Annotated in this window: 24 protein-coding genes and 1 tRNA gene; 10 read left to right on the top strand and 15 right to left on the bottom strand. The window is 68.3% G+C overall.

Annotation, left to right across the window (positions count from 1 at the left end; genetic code table 11):
• A partial coding sequence (locus RJ05_RS07800) for a tyrosine-type recombinase/integrase (protein ID WP_081597220.1) occupies positions 1–875 on the top strand: 875 nt, incomplete at its 5' end.
• A gap of 227 nt (positions 876–1,102) precedes the next feature.
• Here RJ05_RS07800 and RJ05_RS07795 read toward each other — a convergent pair.
• On the bottom strand, positions 1,103–2,263 hold the full coding sequence (locus tag RJ05_RS07795) for a helix-turn-helix domain-containing protein (RefSeq protein WP_036534855.1): 1,161 nt from the start codon (positions 2,261–2,263) through the stop codon (positions 1,103–1,105).
• Positions 2,264–2,488: 225 nt separating this feature from the next.
• Between RJ05_RS07795 and RJ05_RS07790 the strand changes: the two genes are divergently transcribed.
• A complete protein-coding gene (locus RJ05_RS07790) occupies positions 2,489–2,698 on the top strand; it encodes a hypothetical protein (protein WP_138445838.1) in 210 nt (69 codons plus the stop codon).
• Between the two features lie 23 nt (positions 2,699–2,721).
• A complete protein-coding gene (locus tag RJ05_RS30745) occupies positions 2,722–2,865 on the top strand; it encodes a hypothetical protein (RefSeq protein WP_156090806.1) in 144 nt (47 codons plus the stop codon).
• A gap of 31 nt (positions 2,866–2,896) precedes the next feature.
• Here the strand turns inward: RJ05_RS30745 and RJ05_RS07785 are convergent, their stop codons facing one another.
• The 7 genes from RJ05_RS07785 to RJ05_RS07755 all read right to left on the bottom strand — a co-directional run bounded on the left by RJ05_RS07785 (position 2,897) and on the right by RJ05_RS07755 (position 7,887).
• Positions 2,897–4,633: an HK97 family phage prohead protease gene (locus RJ05_RS07785; RefSeq protein WP_051016338.1), complete on the bottom strand. Its 1,737-nt coding sequence runs from the start codon at positions 4,631–4,633 to the stop codon at positions 2,897–2,899.
• A gap of 192 nt (positions 4,634–4,825) precedes the next feature.
• The gene (locus RJ05_RS07780) at positions 4,826–5,062 is read right to left on the bottom strand and encodes a hypothetical protein (protein ID WP_036534848.1); all 237 of its coding nucleotides are present in this window, start codon (positions 5,060–5,062) and stop codon (positions 4,826–4,828) included.
• 217 nt (positions 5,063–5,279) lie between these two features.
• A complete protein-coding gene (locus tag RJ05_RS07775) occupies positions 5,280–5,570 on the bottom strand; it encodes a WhiB family transcriptional regulator (RefSeq protein WP_036534845.1) in 291 nt (96 codons plus the stop codon).
• Complete coding sequence (locus RJ05_RS07770; protein WP_036534843.1) at positions 5,567–6,559, bottom strand: AAA family ATPase; 993 nt, start codon at positions 6,557–6,559, stop codon at positions 5,567–5,569. Before RJ05_RS07770 ends, RJ05_RS07775 begins: the two co-directional genes overlap by 4 nt.
• A 271-nt stretch (positions 6,560–6,830) precedes the next feature.
• Complete coding sequence (locus RJ05_RS07765; RefSeq protein WP_036534840.1) at positions 6,831–7,184, bottom strand: hypothetical protein; 354 nt, start codon at positions 7,182–7,184, stop codon at positions 6,831–6,833.
• The gene (locus RJ05_RS07760) at positions 7,181–7,699 is read right to left on the bottom strand and encodes a hypothetical protein (protein WP_217998998.1); all 519 of its coding nucleotides are present in this window, start codon (positions 7,697–7,699) and stop codon (positions 7,181–7,183) included. Before RJ05_RS07760 ends, RJ05_RS07765 begins: the two co-directional genes overlap by 4 nt.
• Positions 7,699–7,887, bottom strand: a complete 189-nt coding sequence (locus RJ05_RS07755; protein WP_036534836.1) for a helix-turn-helix domain-containing protein — start codon at positions 7,885–7,887, stop codon at positions 7,699–7,701. The genes RJ05_RS07760 and RJ05_RS07755 overlap by 1 nt, the downstream gene beginning before the upstream one ends.
• Positions 7,888–7,993: 106 nt before the next feature.
• Here RJ05_RS07755 and RJ05_RS29275 point away from each other — a divergent pair, with 106 nt between their 5' ends.
• From RJ05_RS29275 to RJ05_RS07745, 3 genes are all read left to right on the top strand, one after another.
• Entirely contained in the window at positions 7,994–8,644 is a 651-nt protein-coding gene (locus tag RJ05_RS29275; protein ID WP_138445840.1) for a helix-turn-helix domain-containing protein, read from the top strand.
• Entirely contained in the window at positions 8,637–8,762 is a 126-nt protein-coding gene (locus RJ05_RS32810; protein ID WP_280471630.1) for a hypothetical protein, read from the top strand. The genes RJ05_RS29275 and RJ05_RS32810 overlap by 8 nt, the downstream gene beginning before the upstream one ends.
• Before the next feature lie 161 nt (positions 8,763–8,923).
• Positions 8,924–9,838, top strand: a complete 915-nt coding sequence (locus RJ05_RS07745; RefSeq protein ID WP_306306379.1) for a site-specific integrase — start codon at positions 8,924–8,926, stop codon at positions 9,836–9,838.
• A gap of 92 nt (positions 9,839–9,930) precedes the next feature.
• On the opposite strand, the gene RJ05_RS07740 is transcribed toward RJ05_RS07745, so the two are convergent.
• Positions 9,931–10,003 (bottom strand) — tRNA-Asn (locus RJ05_RS07740).
• 199 nt (positions 10,004–10,202) lie between these two features.
• Here RJ05_RS07740 and RJ05_RS07735 point away from each other — a divergent pair.
• On the top strand, positions 10,203–10,448 hold the full coding sequence (locus tag RJ05_RS07735) for a hypothetical protein (protein ID WP_014349793.1): 246 nt from the start codon (positions 10,203–10,205) through the stop codon (positions 10,446–10,448).
• A 180-nt stretch (positions 10,449–10,628) separates the two neighbouring features.
• Here RJ05_RS07735 and dnaG read toward each other — a convergent pair whose 3' ends face one another.
• The 4 genes from dnaG to RJ05_RS07715 form a co-directional block, all read right to left on the bottom strand.
• On the bottom strand, positions 10,629–12,560 hold the full coding sequence (gene dnaG, locus RJ05_RS07730) for a DNA primase (protein ID WP_036534833.1): 1,932 nt from the start codon (positions 12,558–12,560) through the stop codon (positions 10,629–10,631).
• Between the two features lie 100 nt (positions 12,561–12,660).
• Positions 12,661–13,914, bottom strand: coding sequence for a deoxyguanosinetriphosphate triphosphohydrolase (locus RJ05_RS07725; protein WP_036534831.1), 1,254 nt, complete (start codon positions 13,912–13,914; stop codon positions 12,661–12,663).
• A gap of 1 nt (position 13,915) precedes the next feature.
• The gene (locus RJ05_RS07720; RefSeq protein ID WP_036534830.1) at positions 13,916–14,611 is read right to left on the bottom strand and encodes a YdcF family protein; all 696 of its coding nucleotides are present in this window, start codon (positions 14,609–14,611) and stop codon (positions 13,916–13,918) included.
• Between the two features lie 75 nt (positions 14,612–14,686).
• Positions 14,687–15,295, bottom strand: a complete 609-nt coding sequence (locus RJ05_RS07715) for a TetR/AcrR family transcriptional regulator (protein WP_280230365.1) — start codon at positions 15,293–15,295, stop codon at positions 14,687–14,689.
• Positions 15,296–15,537: 242 nt separating this feature from the next.
• Here RJ05_RS07715 and RJ05_RS07710 point away from each other — a divergent pair, with 242 nt between their 5' ends.
• The gene (locus RJ05_RS07710; RefSeq protein ID WP_174343911.1) at positions 15,538–16,869 is read left to right on the top strand and encodes a lipase family protein; all 1,332 of its coding nucleotides are present in this window, start codon (positions 15,538–15,540) and stop codon (positions 16,867–16,869) included.
• A gap of 57 nt (positions 16,870–16,926) precedes the next feature.
• Here RJ05_RS07710 and RJ05_RS07705 read toward each other — a convergent pair whose 3' ends face one another.
• Positions 16,927–17,718, bottom strand: coding sequence for a PRC and DUF2382 domain-containing protein (locus RJ05_RS07705; protein WP_036534825.1), 792 nt, complete (start codon positions 17,716–17,718; stop codon positions 16,927–16,929).
• Positions 17,719–18,030: 312 nt separating this feature from the next.
• On the opposite strand from RJ05_RS07705, the gene RJ05_RS07700 reads away from it, so the two are divergent.
• Both RJ05_RS07700 and RJ05_RS07695 read left to right on the top strand, forming a co-directional pair.
• Positions 18,031–18,687, top strand: a complete 657-nt coding sequence (locus tag RJ05_RS07700) for an SRPBCC family protein (RefSeq protein WP_036534822.1) — start codon at positions 18,031–18,033, stop codon at positions 18,685–18,687.
• Complete coding sequence (locus RJ05_RS07695) at positions 18,687–19,088, top strand: ArsR/SmtB family transcription factor (RefSeq protein ID WP_036534820.1); 402 nt, start codon at positions 18,687–18,689, stop codon at positions 19,086–19,088. Before RJ05_RS07700 ends, RJ05_RS07695 begins: the two co-directional genes overlap by 1 nt.
• A gap of 133 nt (positions 19,089–19,221) precedes the next feature.
• On the opposite strand, the gene RJ05_RS07690 is transcribed toward RJ05_RS07695, so the two are convergent.
• Entirely contained in the window at positions 19,222–24,684 is a 5,463-nt protein-coding gene (locus RJ05_RS07690; protein WP_036534818.1) for an ATP-binding protein, read from the bottom strand.
• Between the last annotated feature and the right edge of the window lie 130 nt (positions 24,685–24,814).

Here is a 24,814-nt window from a genome sequence, read left to right as displayed (position 1 = left end):
TCCCAGAGAACGTCGCCCCGAAGGGTCGCGTCGGCGGAGCAGCGCACATTGGTGTCGATGAGTTCTGCTTCATCTTGGCATCGGTGTATTGGTCCACGGTGCCATGCCCGCGGAAACTGACCAAAGCCGAGGAGAAGCGAGGGATCCGTTCCTATACCCCCCCGACGGTCGCACAATTCTGCGAGGGCGCAGACCTCGCCGACGTTATCGCGATCATGGGCGCAACCGGCCAACGCCCCAGCCAGGTGCTCGGCCTCGCATGGCCGTTCTACGACCGGGAACGCCGGACAATCCGGACTGTCGGCAAGGTCGTGCGCATCCCGGGAAAGGGACTGGTCCGCGTCGTCAACGACGACGACCCGAAGAATCCCCAAGGCACGATTGCGCTCCCCGATTTCGCCGTTGAGGTCCTCGACCGACGGTGGGAGCTGCTACGGAAGAGGAAGCGGGACTGCCCACCCCCTGGCAACTACGACGTGGACCTGATCTTCCCGACATCGAAATGGACACTGCGCGACCCGGTGAACGTCAACCATCAATGGCAACGTGTCCGCGAGGCCCTCGGGCTACCGGACGATGTCGTCCCGTACTCGTTCCGCAAACTCGTAGCAATGATCTTGGATGACGAAGGGTTGTCGGCGAGGGTCACCGCCGACGTCCTGCAGCACGCCGATCCGGCCATGACTCAGCGAAAGTACATGGCCCGAGGGCGGGTGCATCACACCGCGGCTGCGGTCGTCCACAGTGCGGTGATGACCGGGCTCGGCAAGCCGGCGCAGGATGACGCCGCAATCGGACGTGACGCGACTTTCTTGAGACTTAGTTGCGATTTCGGCGGCCGTAGTACGAAAATGGCCCCTGACCATGCAGAGTGATCTGCTGGTCAGGGGCCTTTTCCTGCTCCCCCATCTGGACTCGAACCAGAAACCTGCCGGTGAATTTTCGGAGCCATCCCCGGACTTGAGTTGTCTAGAAACGTCTACATTTGTCCAGTGCCGCAACGACTTTCGAGATTGACCGCGTCCCAACCGTCCACCCGAATCCACCCGAATCCGGGCGCGTTTATCCGGGGAAAGTACGGGAGTCGTATCGGCCGCCGACGCTAGAGCGTGGCGCCGAGCCAGTGCGCGAACCCGAGCAGCCCCTCGGACTGTCGACGCTGGGCGGCGGCGATGCCGTAGACCGTTTCGCGCACCGACGGGTGTAGGCGGGTCTGCTGCGGCGCCGCGGCGCGGGCCTTGTTGAGTGCGGCGAGCGCACGATCCGGCTTGCCGCTCATGAGCCACGCGCGGGCGTTGTCCTGCCAGTGATGGGCGACGCGGGTTGGCGGTGCGTCGGTGCCGTAGGTGAGCGCCGCGCCGTCGACCGCGGCGCGGTTCGGGTCGCCCGCCTCGAGCTCGATCGCGTGCGCGTGAATGTCGACGTTCAGCGGACCGAACGCGGTCATGTACAGGTCGGTTTCGCCCGTGTAGGCGGCCAGCTCGCGGGCGGCGTCGACGTGGGCGACGGCGCCGGAGTAGTCGAGCTTGCGGGCGTCGTTGATCGCCCCGGCGAGGTGCGAGTATCCGGCCAGAACCATGCCCGGCCGGGTGTCGTCGGCCGCGCCGATCGCCTGCTCGATGAGCTGCGCGGCTACTTCGGATTCGCCGTAATGGGTGAGGATGCGAGCGCGGGCGAGCGCGGAGAACGCGCTGTGATTCGGGTCGTCGCCGTGGGGTGCGTAGCTGTCGGCGAGGTCGAGCGCGGGCAACGCGAGCATGAGGTGCCCGGTCCGGCGGGCCGACCATTCGGCCAGGATGTAGGCCGACGCGAGCAGCGAATAGGCGTGCGCCCGGTCGTCGTCGCGGAGTTCGCGAACCGCACCGTGTAGCCGACGGATGATGCCGGGCAGTACCTCGATGGTCTGGCGGGTGCGGTCGCGGCGGTACAAGTCCTGAGCGGCGGCGAGGTCCGCCTCGAGCTGAGCGAGTGCGCCCGGTTCCTCGGCGCGCGCGTAGCGCCCTTCGGCGAGCAGTATCGACAGCCCGTTTACCGCGTCGGCGAGGGGCTTGCCGTCGTCGAACGGGGCGCCGGTCAGCTGCTCGGGAGTGACGCGCAGGGCGCGCGCGACGGCGGACACGAACCCCGGTGAGGCGAGTTCGCGGCCCTGCTCTACGGCCTTGACCATGCTCAGGCTGTACGCGGCGCGGGTCGCGAGCTGACGTTGGTTCAGCCCGGCAATCTTGCGTTCGGTCGCGATGGCTTGGCCTACATGCGTCCCCATACGTCCGAGCGTACGTGTAGGCGTCCGCTCGTGTCTGCGGTGTCACTGTCCCTTTACTGTCCCCCGGCGCTCTTGCCTGCGGCGACTCTGATTCCAGGCCGCGCCGCCGGGTCGACCATGAATCCCCGGCGGCGGGGCACCTCAACTCGACAGAGAGGGCGCGCCATGTGGGGGCCGAAATCATCTGTGCCGGAGCAGCCGACCGTGTGGGACATCATCGCGCGGTTGGCGAGCGAGGCAGAGCAGCAGGGGCAGCCGTCGCCGGTGCTCGACCACAGCTCGCCGCGCGAGCCGCTCACTCGCGACGCGGCGCACCGGGTGCTGCAACTGCACCGCGCGTGTGATCGCGTACGGTGCGCTCGCAAGGCCGCCGCGTGGGGCGCGCTCGTCGACGCGGGCCGGATCGTGCCGCGCCCGGCCAACGGCTCGATGTGACCGGGTGGCATCGGGTGGGGTGGATGGAAGATGACGCAGGCCAGTGGCGGCCGGTGTACGCCGACGGCGTTCTCGGCGACCCGCTGGCGCGCGAGCTCGCCGAACTACATGCCGATGTCGAGGCGGCGCTTGCGGCCGTGCAGACAGACGACGAGGGCGACGAGTAGGCACCCGTCGCCCTCGTCGTGCACCGTGCGCCTACGGGGTGGCGACGGTGGCGATCTTCACCACGCCGAGCGGATTCGTGACGTTGACCTCGAACCGGCCTTCGACGCGGGCGCGGAGCTGGTTCTTGGCGAAGTCGTCGGCGTGGCTGTCCTGCCAGATGGTTTCGATCCCGGCGTGATCGGTCGAGATGTCGGCGGCCGACAGGTCGAGCAGTAGGCCAGTGCTGGCAGGCAGTCCGAGCGAGAGCGTGACCGGCACGCCCCACAGCTTGCGGGCGGCGCGGTCGATCGGTCCGCCGAGCTCGAGCTGTCCGGCCGTGTCGGTGCGGGCGAGCTCGAGCTTTTCCCAATCGGCGGGCGAGAGGACGAACGTGCCCGGCGTGTGGCCCTGCACCTCGACCTTGGTGATTGCGGCGCGGGTGGTGGTGAGCAGATCGGTCGCGAACGCCTGCGTCTGAATCCCGGTGACGTTGGCGATGCCGGTCAGGTTATCGCCGAGCCCGTCGCCGTTGAGCACCTGCGCCTCGAGGGCCTGCCGCAGCCCGTAGAGCAGTTCGTCGGCGACGAACCGCTCAAGCCCCGCGGCGTCGGCGAGCCAGTACTTCGGGATCGGCTCGGACATGTGCGCGATGACGTGCAACGCGGCCTCGACCTCGATCAGACCGAGCACCGAGGTCGGCTTGGTCGCGCCGTCGGCGACCGGGGCGGCGTTGTTGGTGCGCAGGGTCTGCCGCAGGTAGCTGTACTTCGGCGACTGCGCCGTGACCGTGAGCACGTCGAGCACCGACAGCGCGACCCGGCCCAGCGCGAACGGCGATTCGGCGACCATCGGAACATCGGTCACCGTCGAACCGCTGGGCAGCAGTGCCTTACGCCCCTTCGCGTCCTGCGGTGTCATCTGGGTTGCGATGCGGCGCGCGAGGGTCTTCGCCGCGGCACCGGTGAGCGCCAGGTGTGCGCCGGTACCGTCCGCCGGACGCTCGTCGCGCCCGTTGAGCGGTTCGCCGATCTCGGCGGCGAGCGACTTCGCGGTGTTGTACACCTCGGCGTCTCGCTGCGCGTGCTGGATCGGCTCGTCGAGCGCTTTTGCCTGCGCGGTCGCGTGCTCGACCCGCTGAACCTCGTCGGCGGTCAGTTCGCGCCCGTCGCTGTCGGCGGCGTCGAGGATGCTCTTCGCAGTGGCGAGGTGGGCGTCGCGTTCCTTGGTCAATGTCTGAATTCGATTGCCGTACATGAGATTTCCTTTGGTATCGGAGTGGTAGCGAGTGAGGGCGTCGCGAGCCAGTGCGGCCCGGAACCCGGTAGTCGAGCGGTCGGCGGCGGTCTTGACGGCGCCGATCAACGCCCGGTCGTTCGCGCCGCGGGCAACGACGGAGACCTCGACGAGGTCGACGTCGAGCAGCAGATTCGCGCCCGCTGCGGACTTCTCGGCCCGGCGCACGTAGTAGCCGATCGACAACCCGTTGACCCGGCGGCCCTTGACCTGCCGGTAGGCGGCGGCGCCGAAGTCGGATTCGAGGTCGAACCGGCCCTTGATCTGCAATCCCTCGGCTGTCTCCTCGGCGGTGACTACCTCGCCGACGAAGTTGCGGGGGTCGTCGGCCTTGTGCTCCCAGATCAGGGGAACCGTGGCGCCGGAGCTGAGCGCTTTGGAGAACGCGCCGCGCTGCACGATGTCGCCGTGTGCGTCGACATTGCCGAACACGCTCGCGTAGCCGATGAACTCGCCGTCGGCGAGACCAGCGGTCTTGATGCCTGCGAGAGGCACAGTTTTCGGTGCATGAATTACCCCTCCCCGGGGTCGACAGAATCGGAGACAGAGAATCCGCGGTCACTGGCCGCGCGCTGCGCTGGCGGGACTCCGGCGGAATGTTCGCGGTGACGCTGGCGGGTCGCCCGCTGGGCTGACCGGCCGCGTCAGTGGCGACGCTCCACCAACGAAGATAACAGGCGGTAGGGACTATTCGGCGACGCTGGCGTCGAGAAGCGTGCCCTCGAGCACGCGCCGCGCCTGCGCTTCGCCGCCGGTCGTGACGATCAGGCATTGCATTAGCCACGCGGCCAACGCAGCCATGACGCCCTGAATACCACCGGGGGCCGCGGCGGCCTCGTCGAGAACGCGGTTCATGCCATTCTCGTTGCCGTCGAAGCAGGCGACCATCAGAGCGGCGGCGCGGCGTTGATCGGTTGGGTTCATCTCGGGTTCCTCCTTGTTTGGTGGGGCGATGGGGTGATATTCGCTAACGCCGAACGGTCGGACACCGGGCGGTTAGCCGCCGTTTTCCCTGCTCAGGATGGGTAGGAAATTCCCGGCGCGAGGTACCCCCCTAGGTCCATTTGTTGAGCGCGGAAAAAGAGAGCTGAACCGCCGGTGTCCGCCCGGCGGGTGCCAGAGATTCGCACCCCCCTGGGGGTCACGCGGCGCCTTCCCGTGGCCGGCCGACGGGTGCGGGCAGTTGTCGGCCGCGCCCGGCCCACACGCCGACGGCGAGGCGGCCCAGCTCACGAGCGACGCCGCTGCACTCGGCGAGCACCGGACAGGACTCGCAGATCCTCGCCGCGGCGTCGAGTCGGTATCGCCGGTCGTCGTCGTCCTCGCCGGGCACTTCGGCATCGAACAGCGGTGCCCGGCCCACGCACGCGGCCCCGACGAGCCGCTCGTCGGCGAGGTCGGCGGCCAGCTCGCGCACCTTCGGCCAGCTCACGATTCGCCCCGTTCCTCGCGCCACGCCCGGAGTGCCGAGTTCGCGCGAGGGGCACCCCATTTCATGCGAGCTTGTACGTCACGCTTGGACTTCGGCGGCGGATCGAGGGCGTCGAGGGCGGCCACGTCGTCGGCCATGCCTGCCGAGTCCGTGACACTGATTCCCCAACTCGTCGGGGGCTGGTCGTCCATGGTCGGCGCCCGAATGACCGGCTCGAGCAGCCCGTCGACGGTGGCGTGTGGATCGAGGCGCAGCAGCCCGGCGGCCGGTTCCTTGCCTGAGCCTGGGCAGTGCTGGCGTAGGCCGCCGTGCCGGTCCTTGTTCACCGTGAGCCATGCCGAGCCGCCCTTGCCGGGGGCGAATGGTTCGTTGATCGTGACGCGCAGCGAGACACCGCCGATGGTGCGCCGCTTGGCCGCGGTACCGCCCGGCCCGAGCGTGCGCGACTCGGTGCCCTTGGCGAGATGGTCGATGACCAGCACCGCGGCGCCGGACTTTGCAAGTGGCTTGAGCACCGACCGGTGCGCGTTGGTGTACTCGTCGGCTGAGTTCGACGACGAACCGAACAGCGGTAGCAGTTCGCCGAGCGAGTCGAGCACCACCACGCCCGGCGCCCACGTGCGCATGTCGGCGACGATGGCGGCCAGGTGTAGCCGGTCCTCGGGCTCGACGTAGAGAAACCGCTCAGGGTTGCTGAGTGCGGCCACGTCGGCGCCGAGCGCGAGCAGGCGCCCGACCGTGGGGCCAGGCCCGTTGTGGTCGAGGTCGATCACCAACACCCGGCCGTCGCCGTGTTCGCCGAGCAGTTCCCGCGCGGCGACGAGCGCAAGCCACGTCTTGCCCGATTCCGGGTCACCGAATACGAGGTTGACCTCACCGGCGTAGAACAGCGCGCGTTGATCGTCGCGAATCCCGTAGGTCGGGGCGGGTGGTTCCGGCAGGCCACCGGCGAGCAGCGCGGCCACGTCGAAATACCGGCCGTAGTCCACCTGTTCGGCGTGGTCCTGAGAACGGTCCTGAGTGGTCCCGGACCACTGTTCGGCGCGGTCCTGCGAACCGTCCTCGGGCTCTGGGGTGCCAGGACCACGTTTCGGCGTTGTTTTCGCAGCTCGCGGGCGCTTCCGGGTCCGTGGTCCTTGGTCCTCACCCCCCGGGGCTCAGAACCAGGACCACCGGCGCCCGGCTGGTCCTGAGAGTGGTCCTGAGCGCTCCCGTTCAACTGCTGGCGAATCTCGACCGCCGTCGGCGATAGGAACGGCTTCACGCGGTATCCCTTCTGTCGATGGGGACCAACGCGCACCCCAGGACCACGGCCGCGGCCCGCTCGATCCGGGCGCGCACCTCGGCCAACGAATCCCCCCGATCAACCGCCCACGCGACACCGGCGGCGAAGTTCCGAATACGTTCCAGCGCAACATGTTCGGCGTCGATCGCGTCGAGCATCCTCGGCGCCGCGGCCGGGTAATACTCGCCGGGCGCGTACACCCGCCCCTCGCCGTACTCGTCGGCCAAACGCCAATCCAGCTCGGCACTCGCGCGGCGGCGAGCTCGACGCCGGGCCCGCGCCGGGGCGGTGAACCGCCCCGAGCCCGCGGCGGCCTGCTGCGCGGTCACCGCCCCGACTCCGCACACCCGAATTCACCCGAGCAGCGGAACAGTTGCCCGTGCTCGCCGAACCCGTCCGGGCTCAAGGTCGAGCCGACCCGGAACGCACGCCCGCACCGGTGGCAGGCCACGCCGTCGACTACCTGCCGCTCGATCAATCGGCCTCGCTCGTTGGCTTGCTCCCACAGCTCCGACGCGCGCAAATCGAACATGGTTGTGAACGCGACGAGGTAGCGAGCCGGGGTCTCCAACGGGTCAGCGATGTACTCGCGCAGCCGCTCGCCGCGCTCGCCAAGCATCAGCGCAACCTCGTCGAACGTCATGGCCGACGCGGCGAGGTGTTCGCCGACGATGAGCCAGAACGCGCGCATGACGTAGACGAGCGCGGGCCCGTTCGTGGTGGTGCGGCAGGTATCGTTCATGACGGATTCCACTTCTCTGGAGAGTTGGCGGGGTTCGTAGGCCCGGCGAGCGGTTGCCCCCGCTCCCGGGCCGCTTTCGTCGGTGGCGCGCGGCGGCTGCATCACGCCGCCCCTTGGTCGGCCCGCTCGACGAACTCCGCGATGGCGTCAGACGAGATGAGGCGACGCCCGCCGACCTTGACCGAGCGCACCGCGCCGTCACGGATGAGGACGTACAGCGTCGCCCGACTCACTCCAAGCAGGTCGGCAGCGGCAGGAATCTGGTACATGCGCTTCTGCTGGCTAGACATTCCAGGCCCTTTCGTTGCTGTAACGACAATCGTTAGATATGACGTTGCCCATACGAGTCCTACCTGATTCGTGTGGAAAACGCAAGCAAGGGGTAATGTCGTACCCATGACGACAAATTGGGATGCTGACGTAGCGCGGCGAGTCGGTCAGGCGGTGAGGCACCTCCGGGAAGCCGAACAGCCGAAGCTGTCCGCCGCGAAGCTGGCCCAACGAACGGCCGACTCCGGGTACGCACTCACTAAGGCGCAGATCAGCGACCTTGAGCTTGGACGCAAGAAGACTGTCACGGTCCCCGAGCTACTCGTGCTTGCGTCCGCCCTGAATGTGTGGCCAGCCTGGCTACTGTTCCCGGACCTGCCCGACGGCAAGGTAGAGGCAGTGCCCGGCCGCCATATCCGCAGCGTCGACGCGGCCGACTGGCTGACTGGGCTGTACTGGTTCCCTCCGGCCTGGACGCAGCCCGCCCCCGATGGCGAGGAGCCGGACGTACCAGAGACGTTTGATCTTCTCAAGGCATCGCGAATGCTGCGTGATCTTGATTCAGAGCTGAGAAGTCTTCGCGTGAAGGCGATTACGGAAATTCGTCGTGACCCGGACGGCTCCGACGAGATTGAACGGCGCTACCGGGAGAATGCCGACGAGCTAACCGCCCGTCGCGATGATCTTGCCGCGGCGATACGCCAGCACGGCGGCGTCGTCGGCGAGGTACGCGCCGAACTGCCAACCGTCCCGCACACAAGACAGTCCGATGCCTAGACAGCGCATGGCGCCCGGCGAGTGGGGCGAGATCAAGCCGAAGAAGCCACGGAAGGGCCAGGAGGGGCTACACATCGCGCACTGCTACGTGCGTGACCTCGACGGACGCCGCCGCTAGGTCGAAAAATCCAGTTCCAAGAGCTGGGAGGATGCTAGGCGAAAAGTGTTGCGAGAGTTGCAATCTCGTCCTACTCCGGTGCCAGCTACAGCGCTCGTCACCGACAAGACAACCTTGTCTGAGCTGTTCGAGGCCTGGGGCTCACCACCAAGACCAAGATCATGGGACAGTCGGCAACGCAGTACCGACGTGGCTGGAAACGCAACGCCGACAAGCAGATTGGCGCGCTTCGGGTCCGGGAGTTCCCAACTAGTCGTGCCGAGGCGCACCTCAAGCAGATTACCGAGCGCAGCGCGTCGGCCGGAAAACAGCTGCGCACCATCCTCGTCGGCATGTTCGCCTTGGCGGTGCGCTACGACGTGCTGAAGGTGAACCCGATTCGGGAGACGGCAACCGTACAGGTCACGAAGTCCGAGGCACGCGCGGCAACCCCCGCCGAGTACAAGGCGATTCGCGCGGCGGTCCGGGAGTACTGCGGCCGCCCTCGGCGAAACGGACCGAAGCCCGGCCGGTTGCTGCCCGTCGTCGTCGATGTGCTCGGCGCGACCCGTTGCCGTCCGAACGAACTGCTCGCGGTCTACTGGCACGAGGTCGACCTACTCAGCGACCCACCGACGTTGACGCTCACCGGGACGGTCATCGACCACGGCCAGGAGGAGGACGCCGAGGGCAATCCCCTGCCCGTGCATCGCCAGGACAAGCGCAAGGGCGGCGCGCCGCCTCACACGCTCATCCTGCCCGCGCAGGCTGTCGCGGCCCTTACCGAGATGGTCGGCCAAGCGGGCGAGTACGGCCAGGTGTTCGCCAACCGCGACGGCGGATGGGTGAGTCTCGCGAATCTCCGGCGCGCGTTGCGGGCCGCACTGCCCGAGGAACTGAGCTGGGTCACGCCGTATTCATTCCGGCGAACGGTCGGAACGGTCGTCGATGCCGAACTCGGTCTAGCCGCCGCACAGCATCAGCTCTCACACGCTCGGCAGTCGACTACCGAACAGCACTACGTCGAGCGCCGTACGGTCGGGCCGGACGTGCGCGCGGTGCTCGATCGGTTCGCGTCCGGGAAAGTACGGGATTGAAAATCAGGGGAAAATCAGGGGAAATCGGCACGCACATACCCTAGAAAAGGTCAACCCCCTACCGGCTTGCGCTGGTAGGGGTTGTTTTGGTGCTCCCCCATCTGGACTCGAACCAGAAACCTGCCGATTAACAGTCGGCTGCTCTGCCAATTGAGCTATAGGGGACTATCCTGTGGACTCTTCCTGTACTGGGCGAGCCGAGGTGAAACTTTAGCGTATGGGTGGGCGGGGGCCCAAATCGTGTCGTCAGAGGGGGTTGAGGGGGCGCTGAGCGGGGAGTCTGTGGGGTGGGCGGATCGACAGGTGTGGTGGGCGTCGGGCAGGATGTAGGCCGCGGACAGGCGAACGGGAGGAGCTCGAACAGATGCTGCGGTTGATGATCGGCATCGCGGCCGGGTATGTGCTCGGCAGCAAGGCCGGGCGGGCGCGCTATGAGCAGATCAGCGCGGCCACTCGCGCCGTCACGGGGAGCCCGGTCACCCGCAAGCTCGTCCAGGTGAGCAGGCAGAAACTGTCGGACAAGCTCAGCACACGGCCGGCGCTGGAGCCGATGGAGCCGATCGACGAGCGCACCACCGTGCTGGTGCCGCACGATCAGCTCCGCCGCTGAACCGCGCGCCCGAATAGAGATCCTGCCGGTCCGCGGCGATCATGGAGCCGTGCCCGGCCCGATCGCAGCGGCCACCGGTCGATGTGCACGCAGTGCCGCGACGATCGTCTCCCCGCGCACGCTCCCGCCATTGGTGGAGCCGTCGCTCGGTGAATCGACGAAGAGTTCACGGAAAGCCGCTCAGTGCGGGGCGAAGTCGTCCGAATTGCCCATGGCCTGCTCGAGCAGACTCTTGCGGTATTGCTCCAACGCCACGAGGTCGCCGAACAGCGCCAGGTAGGCCTCGGATTGTTCGGTGGACGACACTCGGTGCAGCTTCGACTTCAGTTCCGCGATCTGGCGGCCGACGAAGCCCTCCTGCGCCCTGGCCAGCACGCCGGTGACGAAGCGGGGGATGTCGTCGGCCGACTTCACCGGCAGCGGTTCGCTCGCCAATTCCGAGATCAGCGCGCGCACGGTGAGGTCGTCGGTGCGGTCGGATACCGCGCCGACCCATTCGGCGCCCGCCAGACCCGCCGCGGTGCCGCCGGCCTCGGCGATGAGGGTTCGGATGGTCACGTAGGCGGGGTGGGTGAAGGCCTCGGTTTCCAACGCGTCGAACGATGGGCCCGCGATCGACGGGTATTGCAGCCCGGCCGCGAGCGCTTGCCGTTGCGGCAACAGCGTGGGGTCGTTCGGATTCGGCCGCGCCACCGGCGCATCCGAGGTGCCGTTCTGCTCGCGCGGACGACGACCGGAACCGGTCGCCGCGCCGCCGGTGCGCAACCGTTTGGCCTCTTCTTCGACGCGGCGGTAGACGGTCTGCACATCGAGCCAGCCGGTGCGGTCGGCCAGGTCGGTGGCGTAGCGCTTGCGTCGGCCGTGGTCTTTGATCTGTGCCACCAGCGGCACACCCCAGCGCAGTACCTCGACCTGGCCGTCGCGGGTCAGGTCGTTGATCCGCGGGTCCTTGCGCTTCTCGATCTCGCTGTCGAGGGCGAATTCGAACAGCAGGCGGCGTTTGGCCACCACATCGCGCAGGGCGGCGTCGCCGGAATGCTGACGCAGCTCGCACGGGTCCTGGCCGTCGGGTGTGGTGGCGACGTAGATCTGGGCGGCGACCTTCTGATCATTGAGGAAGGCCTTGAGCGCCGCCGCCTGGCCCGCCGCGTCACCGTCGAAGGTGAAGATGATCTCACCGCGCCAGAAGTTGTCGTCCATGAGCAGGCGCCGCAGGATGGCCAGATGGTCGTCGCCGAAGGCCGTACCGCACGCCGCGACAGCGGTTTTCACCCCGGCCAGGTGCATGGCCATGACGTCGGTGTAGCCCTCGACGACCACCGCCTGATGCCCCTTGGCGATCTCCCGTTTGGCGTGATCGAGCCCGAACAACACCTGAGACTTCTTGTACAGCAACGTTTCCGGCGTGTTGACGTACTTGCCCGGCATGGTGTCGTCGTCGAAGAGTTTGCGGGCGCCGAAGCCGATGACCTCGCCCGCCAGGTTGCGGATGGGCCAGAGCAGACGGCGGTGGAAGCGGTCGATGGGGCCGCGCCGCCCCTCCCTCGACAGGCCCGCCGCTTCGAGTTCCTTGAACTCGAAGCCTTTCCGCATCAGGTACTTGGTGAGGGTGTCCCAGCCCGCAGGGGCGTAGCCACAACCGAATTGGGCGGCCGCGGCGGCATCGAAATTGCGTTCGGTGAGGTAGGCGCGCGCCGCTTCGGCTTCGGGTTCGCGCAGTCGGGCCATATAGAACTCGTGGGCCGCGGCATTGGCGGCGACGAGCCGGGCGCGGGTGCCGCGGTCGCGCTGGACCGAGGTGCCGCCGCCTTCGTAGTTGATCTGGTAGCCGACCTTGTCGGCGAGCTGCTCGACGGCCTCGACGAAACCGACGTGCTCGATCTTCTGGATGAAGGCGTAGACGTCGCCGCCCTCGCCGCAGCCGAAGCAATGGAACAGGCCGTGGTTGGGCCGCACATGGAACGACGGCGACTTCTCGTCGTGGAACGGGCACAGGCCCTTCATGGAGTCGGCGCCGCCCCGCTTGAGCGCGACGTACTCCCCCACCACGTCCTCGATCCGGACGCGTTCGCGTATCGCAGCGATATCGCGATCTGGGATTCGTCCGGGCACTGTTGAAGTCTAGCGGGCGGCGCCGGACGCGGGCCGCGGAGCCGTCGTTGCCAGGAACCGGCTCGGACGGGCCGCGATCGGTGCGCGCACCGGCCGAGGCTCAGTGCGAGAGTCGAGCGGCAATCCGTTCCAGCCTGCTCTCGGTATAGGAGGCGATCTGATCGACGATCACCCGCACCCGCGCGGTGTCGTCGGCGGCGGCGTCCCACCACGGCAGCAACAGCGGGTCGAGGCCCGCAGGCGCGGCCGCGAGCAGGCTCTCCGCGACGGCGATGATGCGGTCGCGCTGGGCGGCCTGACGCAGTTTGTGATCCGGATCGGACATGACGTAGCGCAGCGCCACCGTTTTGAGGATGGCGACCTCGGCGGCGACGATGGGCGATATCTCCAGGTCGGCGGCGTACCGAGTGAGCGGACCCGGACCGGCGACGCGGCGGGTGTCGACCACCGCGGCGGTGGCGAACCGGCCGACGAGTTCGCTGGTCAACCGCTTCAACGCGACCGAATCGGTGAGCGAGCCGTCATAGGTGAAGACCCGGCGCACCACCGGCAGCTCCGACAGCCGCTGCGCGGCCGCGACGAGTTCGTCGACGGTGAGCGACCGATGATGCACATGCCCCATCTCGGCGAGCGCGCGTTGCTCGACCCGGTCGGCCAGCGCACGCAGGTCGATGCGCCCGGCGATGATGCCGTCCTCGACATCGTGCACCGAATAGGCGACGTCGTCGGACCAGTCCATGATCTGGCATTCCAGGGTCTGACGACGTGGCGGAGCGCCCTTGCGGACCCAGGCCAGCCGGTCGGCGTCGATGTCGTAGGCGCCGAACTTGGTGCCGGAACCGGCGCGCTGCCACGGGTATTTGATGGCGGCATCGAGAGCGGCCCTGGTGAGGTTGAGACCCGCGCTGGTGCCGTCGGCCTCGAGCACCTTGGGTTCCAGGCGGGTGAGGATGCGCAGGTTCTGGGCGTTGCCCTCGAAGCCGCCGTAGCGGTCGGCCCAGATGTCGAGGGCCTGCTCGCCGTTGTGGCCGTAGGGCGGGTGGCCGATGTCGTGGGCGAGCCCGGCCAGGTCGACCAGGTCGGGATCGCAGCCGAGCCCGTCGGCGATGCCACGCCCGATCTGGGCGACCTCGATCGAATGAGTGAGTCGGGTGCGCGGGGTGTCACCGTCGCGCGGGCCCATGACCTGGGTTTTGTCGGCCAGTCTGCGCAGCGCGGCCGAATGCAGGACGCGGGCGCGGTCGCGGGAGAAATCGCTGCGGTGGCCGTTGCCGTCGCTGGTGAGCCCGGCGGTTTTCGGGCCCTCAAGGACAAGGCGCTCGCGGTCGCGCGCGCTGTAGCCGTCGGCGCTCATCTCATTGCCCCGCGGTGTAGCCGAAGTCGGCGGAGAAGTGGGTGAGCTGGTACCACAGCAGTGCGAACGTCTCCCGGAAGATGCCGTGGGCCTGCGATTCCCTGGTGTAGACGGCGGGGCCGGTGCGGGTGGGGGCGGTCCAGGCGTCCAGGCCGGCGTCGCGGGCCATGGTCCGGGTGCGCAGCGAATGCCATGGGTCGCTGACGAGTACCGCCGACCCCATATCGCGGGCCCGCATGGCGGTGGCGACGGCTTCGACGCTGCGCAGGGTGTCCGATCCGGTCTCCACGGCGAGGATCCGGTCGGCGGGTATGCCTCGGTCCATCAGATAGTTCTTCCCCGATGCGGCCTCGGTATACAGATCCCCCTCCTGTTTTCCGCCGACGGTGATCACCCGCGGCGCGACCCCGGCCTCGAACAGGTTGTAGGCCTGGTCGAGCCTGGCCTCGAACACCGACGACGGTGTGCCGGAGTACTGGGCGGCGCCGAGCACCACGATGGCGTCGGCCTTGCGGTAATCGTCGATCCGCGCCACCTGCCATACCCGGAACGCCGTGCCGAACACCAGCACCATTCCCATCAGCACCACCCCCGCGACCAGCCGCCACCCCCATCGCAGCATGCCCGCTCCTACTCCCCGCGCCACCGCGGGTTCGGTGACAGTGCCCGTCCGTGTGCGCAGTGGTGCCGAATTCACTCCTCGAGTTTGCCAGCTGGGTTGCGCCGTTCCATCCGGGCGAGGGTTCTCCATCGAATCGTTACTGATCTCGGCTCAGGTGCGCTCGCCATGGTGGGCTGGGGATTTCCGGCCGAGGGCCGCGCTTTCGTTATCGGCGGTCAGCCGGTAGATGGTGCGTTCGAGGGTGGGCAGGATATCGGTGATCTCGATGGAACCGATGGCGAAGGCGCCGATCAGCGCCAACGTCATATTGGTCATGATCAACGCCACATCCTCGGCGTAGCCCGGGTCGAGATCGCTGAGCAGGCCGAGCGCGACCGGCAGGACCGCGTTGAAGCCCTGGGTATCCAAGCGCTGGCCGCCGGGTCCGAGGCGGGCCCGGTGGTAGGCCTCGAGCATCTTGGGGTTGCGCTCCCACGGCTCGAAGACCGTCCGCAGCACCATCGTCAGCCCGTCGCGGACGGTGATGTCGGCGGGTAGTGGCGTCATCTCCTTATAGGTGTTGTCGGCCATCCACCGCTCGACCGCGGAGACGATCAGCTCGTCGCGGGTCGGGAAGAGTTTGTAGACGGTCGCGAGCGAGACGTGCGCGCGACGGGCGATCAACCGCAGTTGCACCGCGTCGTATCCGTCGGACTCGAGCACGTCGAGCACGACCGCGATGATCTGTGCCGATATCTCGGTTTCTCGCCCGCTACCCACCATGGTGACAGTAATCCGGCCGCTCGGTAACGGGGTTACCAGCTCTGGGTAACCGTGTTACCCTCTGGTGAGCCGCTTCACATCCGCGGCCCGTCACATGGGCCGATGAGTGCGGCTATCCACCACGCGTTGCCGGGGGGTCGGCCAACCCGACGCCGAATTCCGCGACGCCGCACCGTGATCCACCGGATCCGGCCATCGCGCAGGCAGCCGAGGGGCGCCTGGCCTCAGAAAGAAGATCCATGCAGCCACAGCACCATGGCACGCACCCGACCCGCAGACGACACCGGCGCATCCGGCAGGCGATCACCGCAGGCGTGGTCGCCTGCCTGAGCATGGCGGCCGGCGTCCATACCGCCGCGACCGCCACCGCCGTCCCCGATTTCTATACTCCCCCGGCCGAGATTCCCGCCGAGCGCGGCGCGATCGTCAAGACCGAGCCGATGCCGCTGTTCACGATGGCTCCCGGCGCCGAGGGCCGGCCGGTGCAGGCGCAGCGAGTCATGTTCAGCTCGCGCACCCAGCACGACGTGCCGGTGCCCGTCACCGGAACCTTCATCGACGCGACCCAGCCGTGGCGAGGTGCCGGCGAACGTCCGACCATCGTCATCGCGCCGGGCACGGTCGGGCAGGGCGATCAGTGCGCACTGTCGCTGGCCTTCAGCACCGGAATGCACGTCAGCACCGAGCCGGTGTCGCTGTCGGCGAATCAGGAATCGATGTCGGCCGCGGCGTGGAACGCGCTGGGCGCGCGCGTATTCGTCACCGATTACATCGGGCTCGGCACGCCGGGCGTGCACACCTACGCCAATCGGATCGAACAGGCGCACGCCGTGCTCGACGCCGCCCGCGCCGCCAACGTCCTGGCCGGCAGCGGATCCGATACGCCGCTTGCCATCTGGGGCTACTCCCAGGGCGGCGGAGCGGCAGCGGCAGCAGCGGAAATGCAGCCGAGCTACGCGCCCGAACTCAACCTGAAGGGCACGTGGGCCGGTGCGCCGACCGCCGACCTGATGCAGGTGGTCGGCCAGATCGACGGCAACCTGATCGGTGCCGCCATCGGCTTCGCGATCAACGGTTTCACCGACCGCTACCCCGAACTGCGCAGGATCGTCGACGAATTGACGACGCCGGCCGGGCGCGCCCTACTCGACAGCGTGCGCACCGAATGCATCGCCGACATCATCGCCAAACATCCCTTCGCCCGGACCAGCGATATGACCGTCGACGGCAGGCCGCTGCTCGACCATCTGCGTGAGCTGCCCGCCGCCGACCGCATCCTGCGCGAGCAGCGCATCGGCAGCCTCACCCCCACCAGCCCGGTCTTCATCACCCACGGCCGCAATGACGACACCGTCCCCTACGGACAGGGTCGCCAACTGGCTCAGGACTGGTGCGCCAAGGGCGCGACGGTCACCTTCCGCACCAACGACCTACCGCCCATCGCCCCCGGCACCACCTTCGGCAACCACTTCGGGCCCGAGATCATCGACGGCTTCGGCCCCGACAACGCGATCACCTATCTGCTCGACCGCCTCGCCGGAAAGCCCGTGGCAGGCTGCACATTCGACTGAACCGAGCGGCCCGGGACCCGAATGCCCCGGGCCGCTTCGGCGGCGGTCGATACCGGGTCAGCGGCGGTGCCGCTGCTCCGGGTCGACTCCTTCGGTGTCGATACGTTCCTTGCGGACGGTGTCGGAGACGGTTTGCTCCTCGGGGACCTCGTCCACCGCGAGCCGGACCTGTTCGACCGGCACCGATTCCTTGTGCGCCGTCACGCGGTCCTCGTGCAGCGTGACCTCGCGCTCGTCATCCCCGATATCACCGGAGACCGCGGAGGGGTCGGTGATCGGCTCGCGTTCGATCCGGACCTCCTCATGCGTCGTCGGCACGGTGATGGATTGTTCCTCGGTCACCACGTACTTGCGCAGCCGGGCCTTGCCGGCCACTTGCTGCTCGGTGTCGACGTCCAGTCGTTCCTCCGAGCGCACCATGGCGTCATCGCTGTCGGCGCGGCCGGTGCGGCCGGCGATACCTTGTTCGGTTCCTGCCATTCCGGCGGCTCCACCGGCGGGTGCGGCATGCCTGCCGTACTCTTCCCAGCCGGCATGGCCGGGGTCGATGCCGTAGTGGACGAACAGCTCCGATTCGGCTTCCGGAGTGATCAGGCCGTCCCGTTCGAGGTGCGGCGCCGACTTCACCGCTTCTTTTCCGACACTCACCTGTACCTCGTCGGAGTCCTCCCGGACGCGGGCACCCGCCAGCGGCACGAGAGAATCGTCTCGGAACAGGCCGGTACTCACTGCCGCCCAGGTCGGCTGACCCGAACTGTTGTCGACGTATACGCGTTTGACTTTGCCGATCTTGTCGCCACCAGGGTCGTAGACGACATCGCCGATCAGATCTTCTACTTGTTGAGCCATGTCTTCCTCCTCGTTGTGGAGCGAAGGAGCGACGACGGGCCGGGTATGCGGCCTTACGCCGCGGTCTGCTGTGTCGGCACATCGATGCGCCGATATCTGTCGAGCCGGACGGTCCGGCCCATCGACGAGACGGCGCCTGTCCGGCGGTCTCGTCGGTAGCCTCAGCGGCGGTGACGCCATGATCAGCTACACGGTGGCTACTACCCGGCATCTGCCACCACAAACCACGACGACACCGATCTTCTTCGACTGGTGACACGATCAGGCATCCGCGCTACTATAAGTTCTAACTTATACAAGGAGGTTGTTGACATGCCATTGCTGACCGACCCCGTTGCCGTTGCCGGGCTCGTGGTACGTGAGGTACGAAACGGCGAACGGGATGGAGCGCCGACCAAGATCGCGATCGCGCGACGGAGCTACCCCACGGATCGGGAGGATCTGTGGGACGCGCTGACCACCGCCGAGCGGATCCCCCGATGGTTCCTTCCGGTCACCGGGGAGCTGAAGGTCGGCGGACGCTATCAGCTCGAGGGGAATGCCGGCGGGGTGATCGAACGGTGTGCGGAGCCGGAGTCCTTCGCGCTGACCTGGGAGATGGGCCCGCAGGTGTCGTGGGTGGAGGTCAGCCTCGCCGCCACCGATGCCGGCACACTGCTGCAATTGACGCACGAGGCGCCGGTCGATCCGGGCATGTGGAAGCAGTACGGACCCGGCGCGGTGGGCGTGGGCTGGGACCTGGTGATGATGGCACTCGGCCTGCACCTGTCCACCGGGGAGCCGGTCGATCCCAACGAGGGCTTGACGTTCCCGACCACACCCGAAGGAACGGAATTCGTCCGCACGGCCGCGACCGGCTGGGCCGAGGCGGCCATCGCCGCCGGTGACGATCCGGCCGAGGCGCACGCCGCCGCCGAGCAGACCATCACCTTCTACACCGTGGAGCCCGAGGAGGGCCCCGAATCCTGATGAGCTCAGCTGCGAAGAAGATCTTCGAGGCGCTCGGCGACCCGGTGCGCCGCCGCATCCTCGAACTGGTGGCCGGTGGCGAACAGCCGGCCGGCACGGTCGTCGCCGCCGTTCAGGAGCACACCGCGATCTCCCAGCCCGGCGTCTCCCAGCATCTGAAGGTGCTGCGCGATGCCGGGCTGGTCACCGTCCGCGCCGAGGGAAACCGCAGGCTGTACGCGGTGGATCCGGTGGGCGTCGAGGCGGCTCGGGCGTGGCTGGCCGGGCTGGCCGACCCGCTGGCGCAGTTCGCGCAACCCCTCGACGCGCTGGCCACGGAAGTGGCGCGTGGGAAGCGGGCGCGGCGAGCCGGTTCCGCCCGCTCGGACGAGTCGACCGGCCGCGAGTCCCGGCCTGCGTGAGGGCCGGCCCCGCGGCCAGGATCGCGTGCCGAGCGGTCGACGTCGTGTCGCGAAATGACGACGGTGGTCAGGCTGCCTCAGCCTGACCACCGTCACTTCGCTCGATCCAACCGCTGATCAGCGGTCGACCGGATCAGCTCCCCAGACGCGCCTCGATCGCTTCGATGATGCGCGGACGCAGTTCGGCGGCGCGGATCACCGCGTCCACCGAGCCCACCTCCACGGCCCGGTGGATGTTGTGCACCTTGTCGAATTCCGCTGCCACATCACCGAGTTTCTCCGCGCGCACCGACGACCTGAGCTCGTCGAGTTCGGCGGTGAGCTCGGCACGATCGGTGCCCGCGGCGTTGGCGGCGCGCGTCTCCAGATCCTGGATGCGCGGATCGGCCGCGGTGCGCGCGTTCACCTCACCGGAGAACACGGCCGCGGCGGCCGGTGCACCGCCGAGCACCGAGGCGAACGAGCCCTCCAGCGCCAGCACCGTCATATTCGGGTTGAGCGCCTTGGAGAACACCACGAACGCGCCGCCGTGATAGCGCGAGATCACGCAGAACACGATCGGCCCACGGAAGTTGACGATCGCGCGGCCGATCTCGGCGCCGTACTCCAACTGCAGTTTGCGCATCGACTCCGGTGAGCCGTCGAAGCCCGACAGGTTCGCCAGCACCACCAGCGGACGATTGCCGCTGGCCGCGTTGATCGCCCGCGCGGCCTTCTTCGACGAGCGCGGGAACAGCGTGCCCGCGGTGTAGGTATCCGGGCCGTCCGTGGACGGGAAACCGCGCCGCGGAATACTGCGCGACTCGATACCGAGCAGGCACACCGGGATTCCGCCGAGATGCGCGTCCTGCACGACGGCCGTCTCCGCGTCCGCCATGCCTGCCCACCGCTCGAGCACCGGATGATCCTGGTCCGACAGCGCCCGCATGACCGTGCGAATATCGAAGGGCTTCTTGCGATCCGGGTTGGCGGTCGCGGAGAAGATCTCGCCGACGGTGGTGAAGTCGCTGTCGGCCATCGTGTGCGGGAAACCGGAGACGTCGCGATCGAACGGATCGGAGGTCTGCGCCCGCCGCGGCGCCTGCTCGCCGGGTGCGATGTAGGTGTGGTCGTAGTGCGACATCAGGATCTCCTGTGCCGCGGCCAGGTTCGGCGCCCAGTACTGCGCCTGCCCGTTGGGACCCATCACCCGGTCGTACCCGCCGATGCCGAAGTTGTCCTCGGCCGACACACCGCCGGAGAAGTCGAGCGCCTGCTTGCCGGTGAGCACCATCGCCGAATCCGGCGTCATCACCAGGATGCCCTTGGTGTGCATGAGCATCGTCGCCTCGGCGTTCCAGTACGGCTGCGCACCGACGTTGATGCCCGCGACGACGATATTGATCTCGCCACCGTCCTGGGTGAATTCGACGATGCGCTTGAGCGCGGCCGCCACCCAGTCCATGTTCTCGGTACCGGACTTCATCGAGATCCGCGCACCGGAGGACAGGGCGTACCACTCCAGCGGCACCTGCATCTGCTCGGCCAGACCCAGGGCGGCGATCACCCGGCGGCACTCCGGCTCCGACAGCGCGCCCAGCGACTTGGTCGGATCGCCGAGCAGCACCACCCGGGTGACACCCTGTGGATGCCGCTCGGTCGGCGCGGTGACCACACCGGCGACCATCGCGGCAGTGTTGCGGCCCTTGGGCCGATCGACCGGAACCAGCGCATGGTTCTCGTCGAGGTCGTACTCGGTGAAGTCGCCGAGCAGACCGGTGAGCTCGTACGGGTAGACGGTGTTGCGGGCCGCGGCGCGCAACACCTTCTGGCGGTACTCGTCGATCGGCTCGACCGGATCGTCGGTCCGTTCACCGACGGTGACCTGGGTCCAGCCGGGAGCATCGAAACCGATCCGCACCACGATCTTGACCAGCTCGCCGGTCTTCGGATCGGGGCGGCGCGCGATGAGCAGGATCTCCTCCAGCCCGGCGCCTGCGGTGGTCGGTTCCACGCGTTCGACGATCGTCCCCAGCTCCGCCTCGGTGAGATCCAGCGGCGGCCAGATGTACATCACGATGCGGTTGGTGTGCAGCCGGTTGCCCGAGCCCCGCAGCGACTGCGCGCGGCGGATGCCGTCGACGCAGGCGGCGAGGGTGGACTCGGCGGTCGGCAGGGCGAGCAGCCTGCCGTCGTGTTCACGCAGCGCGGCCAGGTCACGCACCTGGGTGAAGGCGATCAGCCGCTCGTCGGAGGCGTTCTCCTTGGCGACGCAGCGGAACAGATAGACCTCTTCATCCGAGGACGGCAGCCGCGTCAGGTCGAACTTGCGCAGCCGCTTCATCTGCATCCGCTCCGCGATGTACGGGTGCAGACCGCGGATCAGCCGCTCCTCGTCCATCCCGGTGGCCGACGGACGGAAGGTGAAGTGGTGGTGCATAACCGCACCGTTGCTGCCCGCGACCGTGGCGGTGATGCGATGCACCTGGTTCGGCAGCTGTTGCGCGCTGAACTTGTCTTGCAGCGCCGCGGCCATCTCGTCGAAGTCCTCCGGCTGCCGTTCCCAGGCCAGGTAGATATCGGCCTCGATGGAGGCGGCGCCATCGGCGAGCTCGGCCAGCCCGGCCACCACCGAGTCGAGGGCGTCGAAGCTCACCGCGGCCGACACCAGCGTCAGCCCGCGACGCTCGGCGATCACGAAGGTGCAGCCGTTCGCCTCGTGCGTGCGGACGTCGACGAGGTCCTTGTTGCCGTAGTAGCGCCGGGTCAGCACCTCGAGCATGACCGTGTTGTCGGCGGCGCCACGCACCAGCCGCTGTCCGAGCAGCCGCACCAGCGGTTCGGTGCTGCGCACCATCTCGCCGAGGCGTTCGGCGCGATCGGGAGCCTGCGGATTGGCGTCCAGGTAGCTCAGGTGCTTGCGGACGTTGGCGTACACGCGGGCACGGTTGCGCCGCAGCAGCGGCTGGCCGTACCAGGCGTAGACCAGTCCGCGGGTCAGGTCGGCGATCACCGGGAACCGCACCTGCGTCGCCGCCACCAGTCGTTCCAGCGCCAGGCCGACCGGCTCACGCAGGGCCGCGTCCGGCACCGGCTCGCCGAGCCACTCGCGCAGCAGGGTGGTGATCACCATGACGGTGTCGGCGGGACGCTGCTGGGCGAGGAAGATCCGGAACACCGCGGCTTCCAGATCGGGCGTGCGATCCAGTTCGGTGACGCCGTAATGCCCGAGCGCCCGGGCGAGCTTGGCGCGGTACGACTCCGGCAGCCCGGCCCGCTCCACGTCGAGGCTCTGCAGATAGGTGTGGAAGTACTCGCGGGCACTGTGCACGTGCGCGTGGCCGCCGTCGTCGCCCCAGGTCCGGTTGTGGCTCAACTCGGCGAGGTCGGCGAACACCTCGATCAGCTCGAGTTCCTCGGCCAGCGGCCTGCGGTTGTCGGCGATGGCTTCCCGGCGCGCGGCCAGATAGTCCTGGACGACGCGGCGGTCGTCGTGCGGGTCGACGTCGAAGCCGAGCAGCAGGCTGCGCATGTCCTGCTGGCCACGCACCAGCCGCTCGTGCGGCTGGGTGCCGGCCTGGCTGGCGGGCAGGTCCAGCTCCACCGGCTCGTTCGCGGTGGTGCCGACGGCCTCGGTGTCGTCGCCGAGCGGCTCCAGCCGCAGCATCGGCGCACCGGCCTCCACCTGGGTGCCGACCGACACCGAGCATTCCTTGAGCCGGGCCCGGAACGGCGCGCGCAGCACCGTTTCCATCTTCATGCTCTCCAGCACCAGCACCGGGGCACCGGCCTCGACCTCGTCGCCGACCTGCAGCGGCGTCGCGACGACCAGCGCGGGCGCGGGCGAGCGGACGACACCGCCCTCATCGCGGCTGACCCGGTGGGTCACCCCGTCGACGTCGACCAGGTGCACCGGACCGTGGGTGCCGGTGACCAGGCGATAGCGGATGCCGTTGACGACGATCTGCCCGGTGTGCTGATCGAAGCGTTCGAGGTCGACGTCGGCGGTGCGGATATCGCTGCCGGCCTCGATGCCGATGCGGAACCGGTGCGCGCCGATCCGCGCCACCCGCACCCGGTAGCCGACGCCGCGCAGCTTCAGATCGAGCGGGCGGCCGCTCTCGTGCTGCACCTGCGGACGTCCACCGGAGGCCGTGGACAGCAGCCGGTGCCGCTCGGCGCGCTCTTCTTCCTCATAGGCCTCGATCGCGGCGGCGGCCAGCGCGACGGCCGAATGCCGCTGCGAGACCAGCCGGCCCTCGCCGCGCACCCGGTCGATCCAACCGGTGTCGGCGCTGGCGTCGATCACCTCGGGCTGATCGAGCAGGTCGAGCACGAAGCTCTTGTTGGTGGCGCCGCCTTCGATGATGACGCGGGTCTGCGAGACCGCCCGGCGCAGCCGGCCGAGGGCCTGCTCGCGGTCGCGGCCGTAGGCGATGATCTTGGCGATCATCGAGTCGAAGTCGGCCGGGATGGTGTCGCCCTCGCTGACGCCGGTGTCGACGCGGATGCCCGGACCGGCCGGCAGATCGAGCAGTGCGATGCGGCCGGGAGCGGGCGCGAAATCGCGGTCGGGGTCTTCGGCGTTCAGGCGGGCTTCGATGGCGTGGCCGCGTTCGGCCGGCGGCTCGCCTTCGAGCTTTCCACCGGAGGCCACATGCAGCTGCGCGTGCACGAGGTCGAAGCCGGTGGTGTATTCGGTGATCGGATGTTCGACCTGGAGGCGGGTGTTGACCTCGAGGAAGGCGAACAGCTGGTCACCGGGGTGGTAGAGGAACTCGACGGTGGCCGCGCCGCGGTAACCGACCGCGACCGCGAGCCGCTCCGCCGAGGCCTTCAGCTCGGCGGCCTGCTCCTGGCTCAGCACCGGCGAGGCCGATTCCTCGATGATCTTCTGGTTGCGCCGCTGCACCGAGCAGTCGCGCACACCCAGCGCCCACGCGGTGCCCTGACCGTCGGCGATCACCTGGACCTCGACGTGGCGGGCGCCGGTGACCAGGCGCTCCAGGAAGACGACGCCGCTGCCGAAGGCGCGCGCGGCCTCCTGGCTGGTGCGTTCGTAGGCGTCGACGAGCTCGGCTTCGTCGTTGATCTTCCGGATTCCGCGGCCGCCGCCGCCCGCGGTGGCCTTCAGCATCAGCGGGTAGCCGATCTCGGCCGCGGCAGCGACGGCCGCCTCCACCGACTCGACCGCGCCGCGACTCCACGGCGCGACCGGTACACCGACCTCCTCGGCGATGAGCTTCGCGCCGATCTTGTCACCGAGCTTGCGCATCGCGTCCGGGCTCGGGCCGATGAATGTGACACCGATCTGTTCGCACAATTCGGCGAAGGCCGGGTCCTCCGCGACGAAACCCCAGCCCACCCACGCGGCGTCGGCCTTGGTCGCCACGAGGGCGCGTTCGAGCGCTTTCAGATCGAGGTAGGGGCGCGCGGAGGCGGGGCCGAGGTCGTAGGTGATATCGGCTTCGCGCACGAATGTGGCATTGCGGTCGACGTCGGTGTAGAGCGCGACGGTTTCGATCGGCTGCGCGGTAGCCGCGGCCAGATCTCGGACGGCGTGGATGAGGCGCATGGCGGCCTCACCCCGGTTCACGATGGCGATGCGGCTGAACACTCTCGCCGACTCCTTTCCCTTCAGCACGGACCCGGCCGACGGACGGGGTTTCATAGTTGGGCCGTAGTGTGCACGCTCGCGCCACGAAAGTGCACAGCGAACGGAGGTTACCGGCCCGTTTTCTTTCCCG

It is taken from the genome of Nocardia cyriacigeorgica NBRC 100375, from assembly GCF_000308555.1.
GTDB classification, from domain to species: Bacteria; Actinomycetota; Actinomycetes; order Mycobacteriales; family Mycobacteriaceae; genus Nocardia; species Nocardia cyriacigeorgica.
This window is presented reverse-complemented; position numbering and strand designations above follow the sequence as displayed.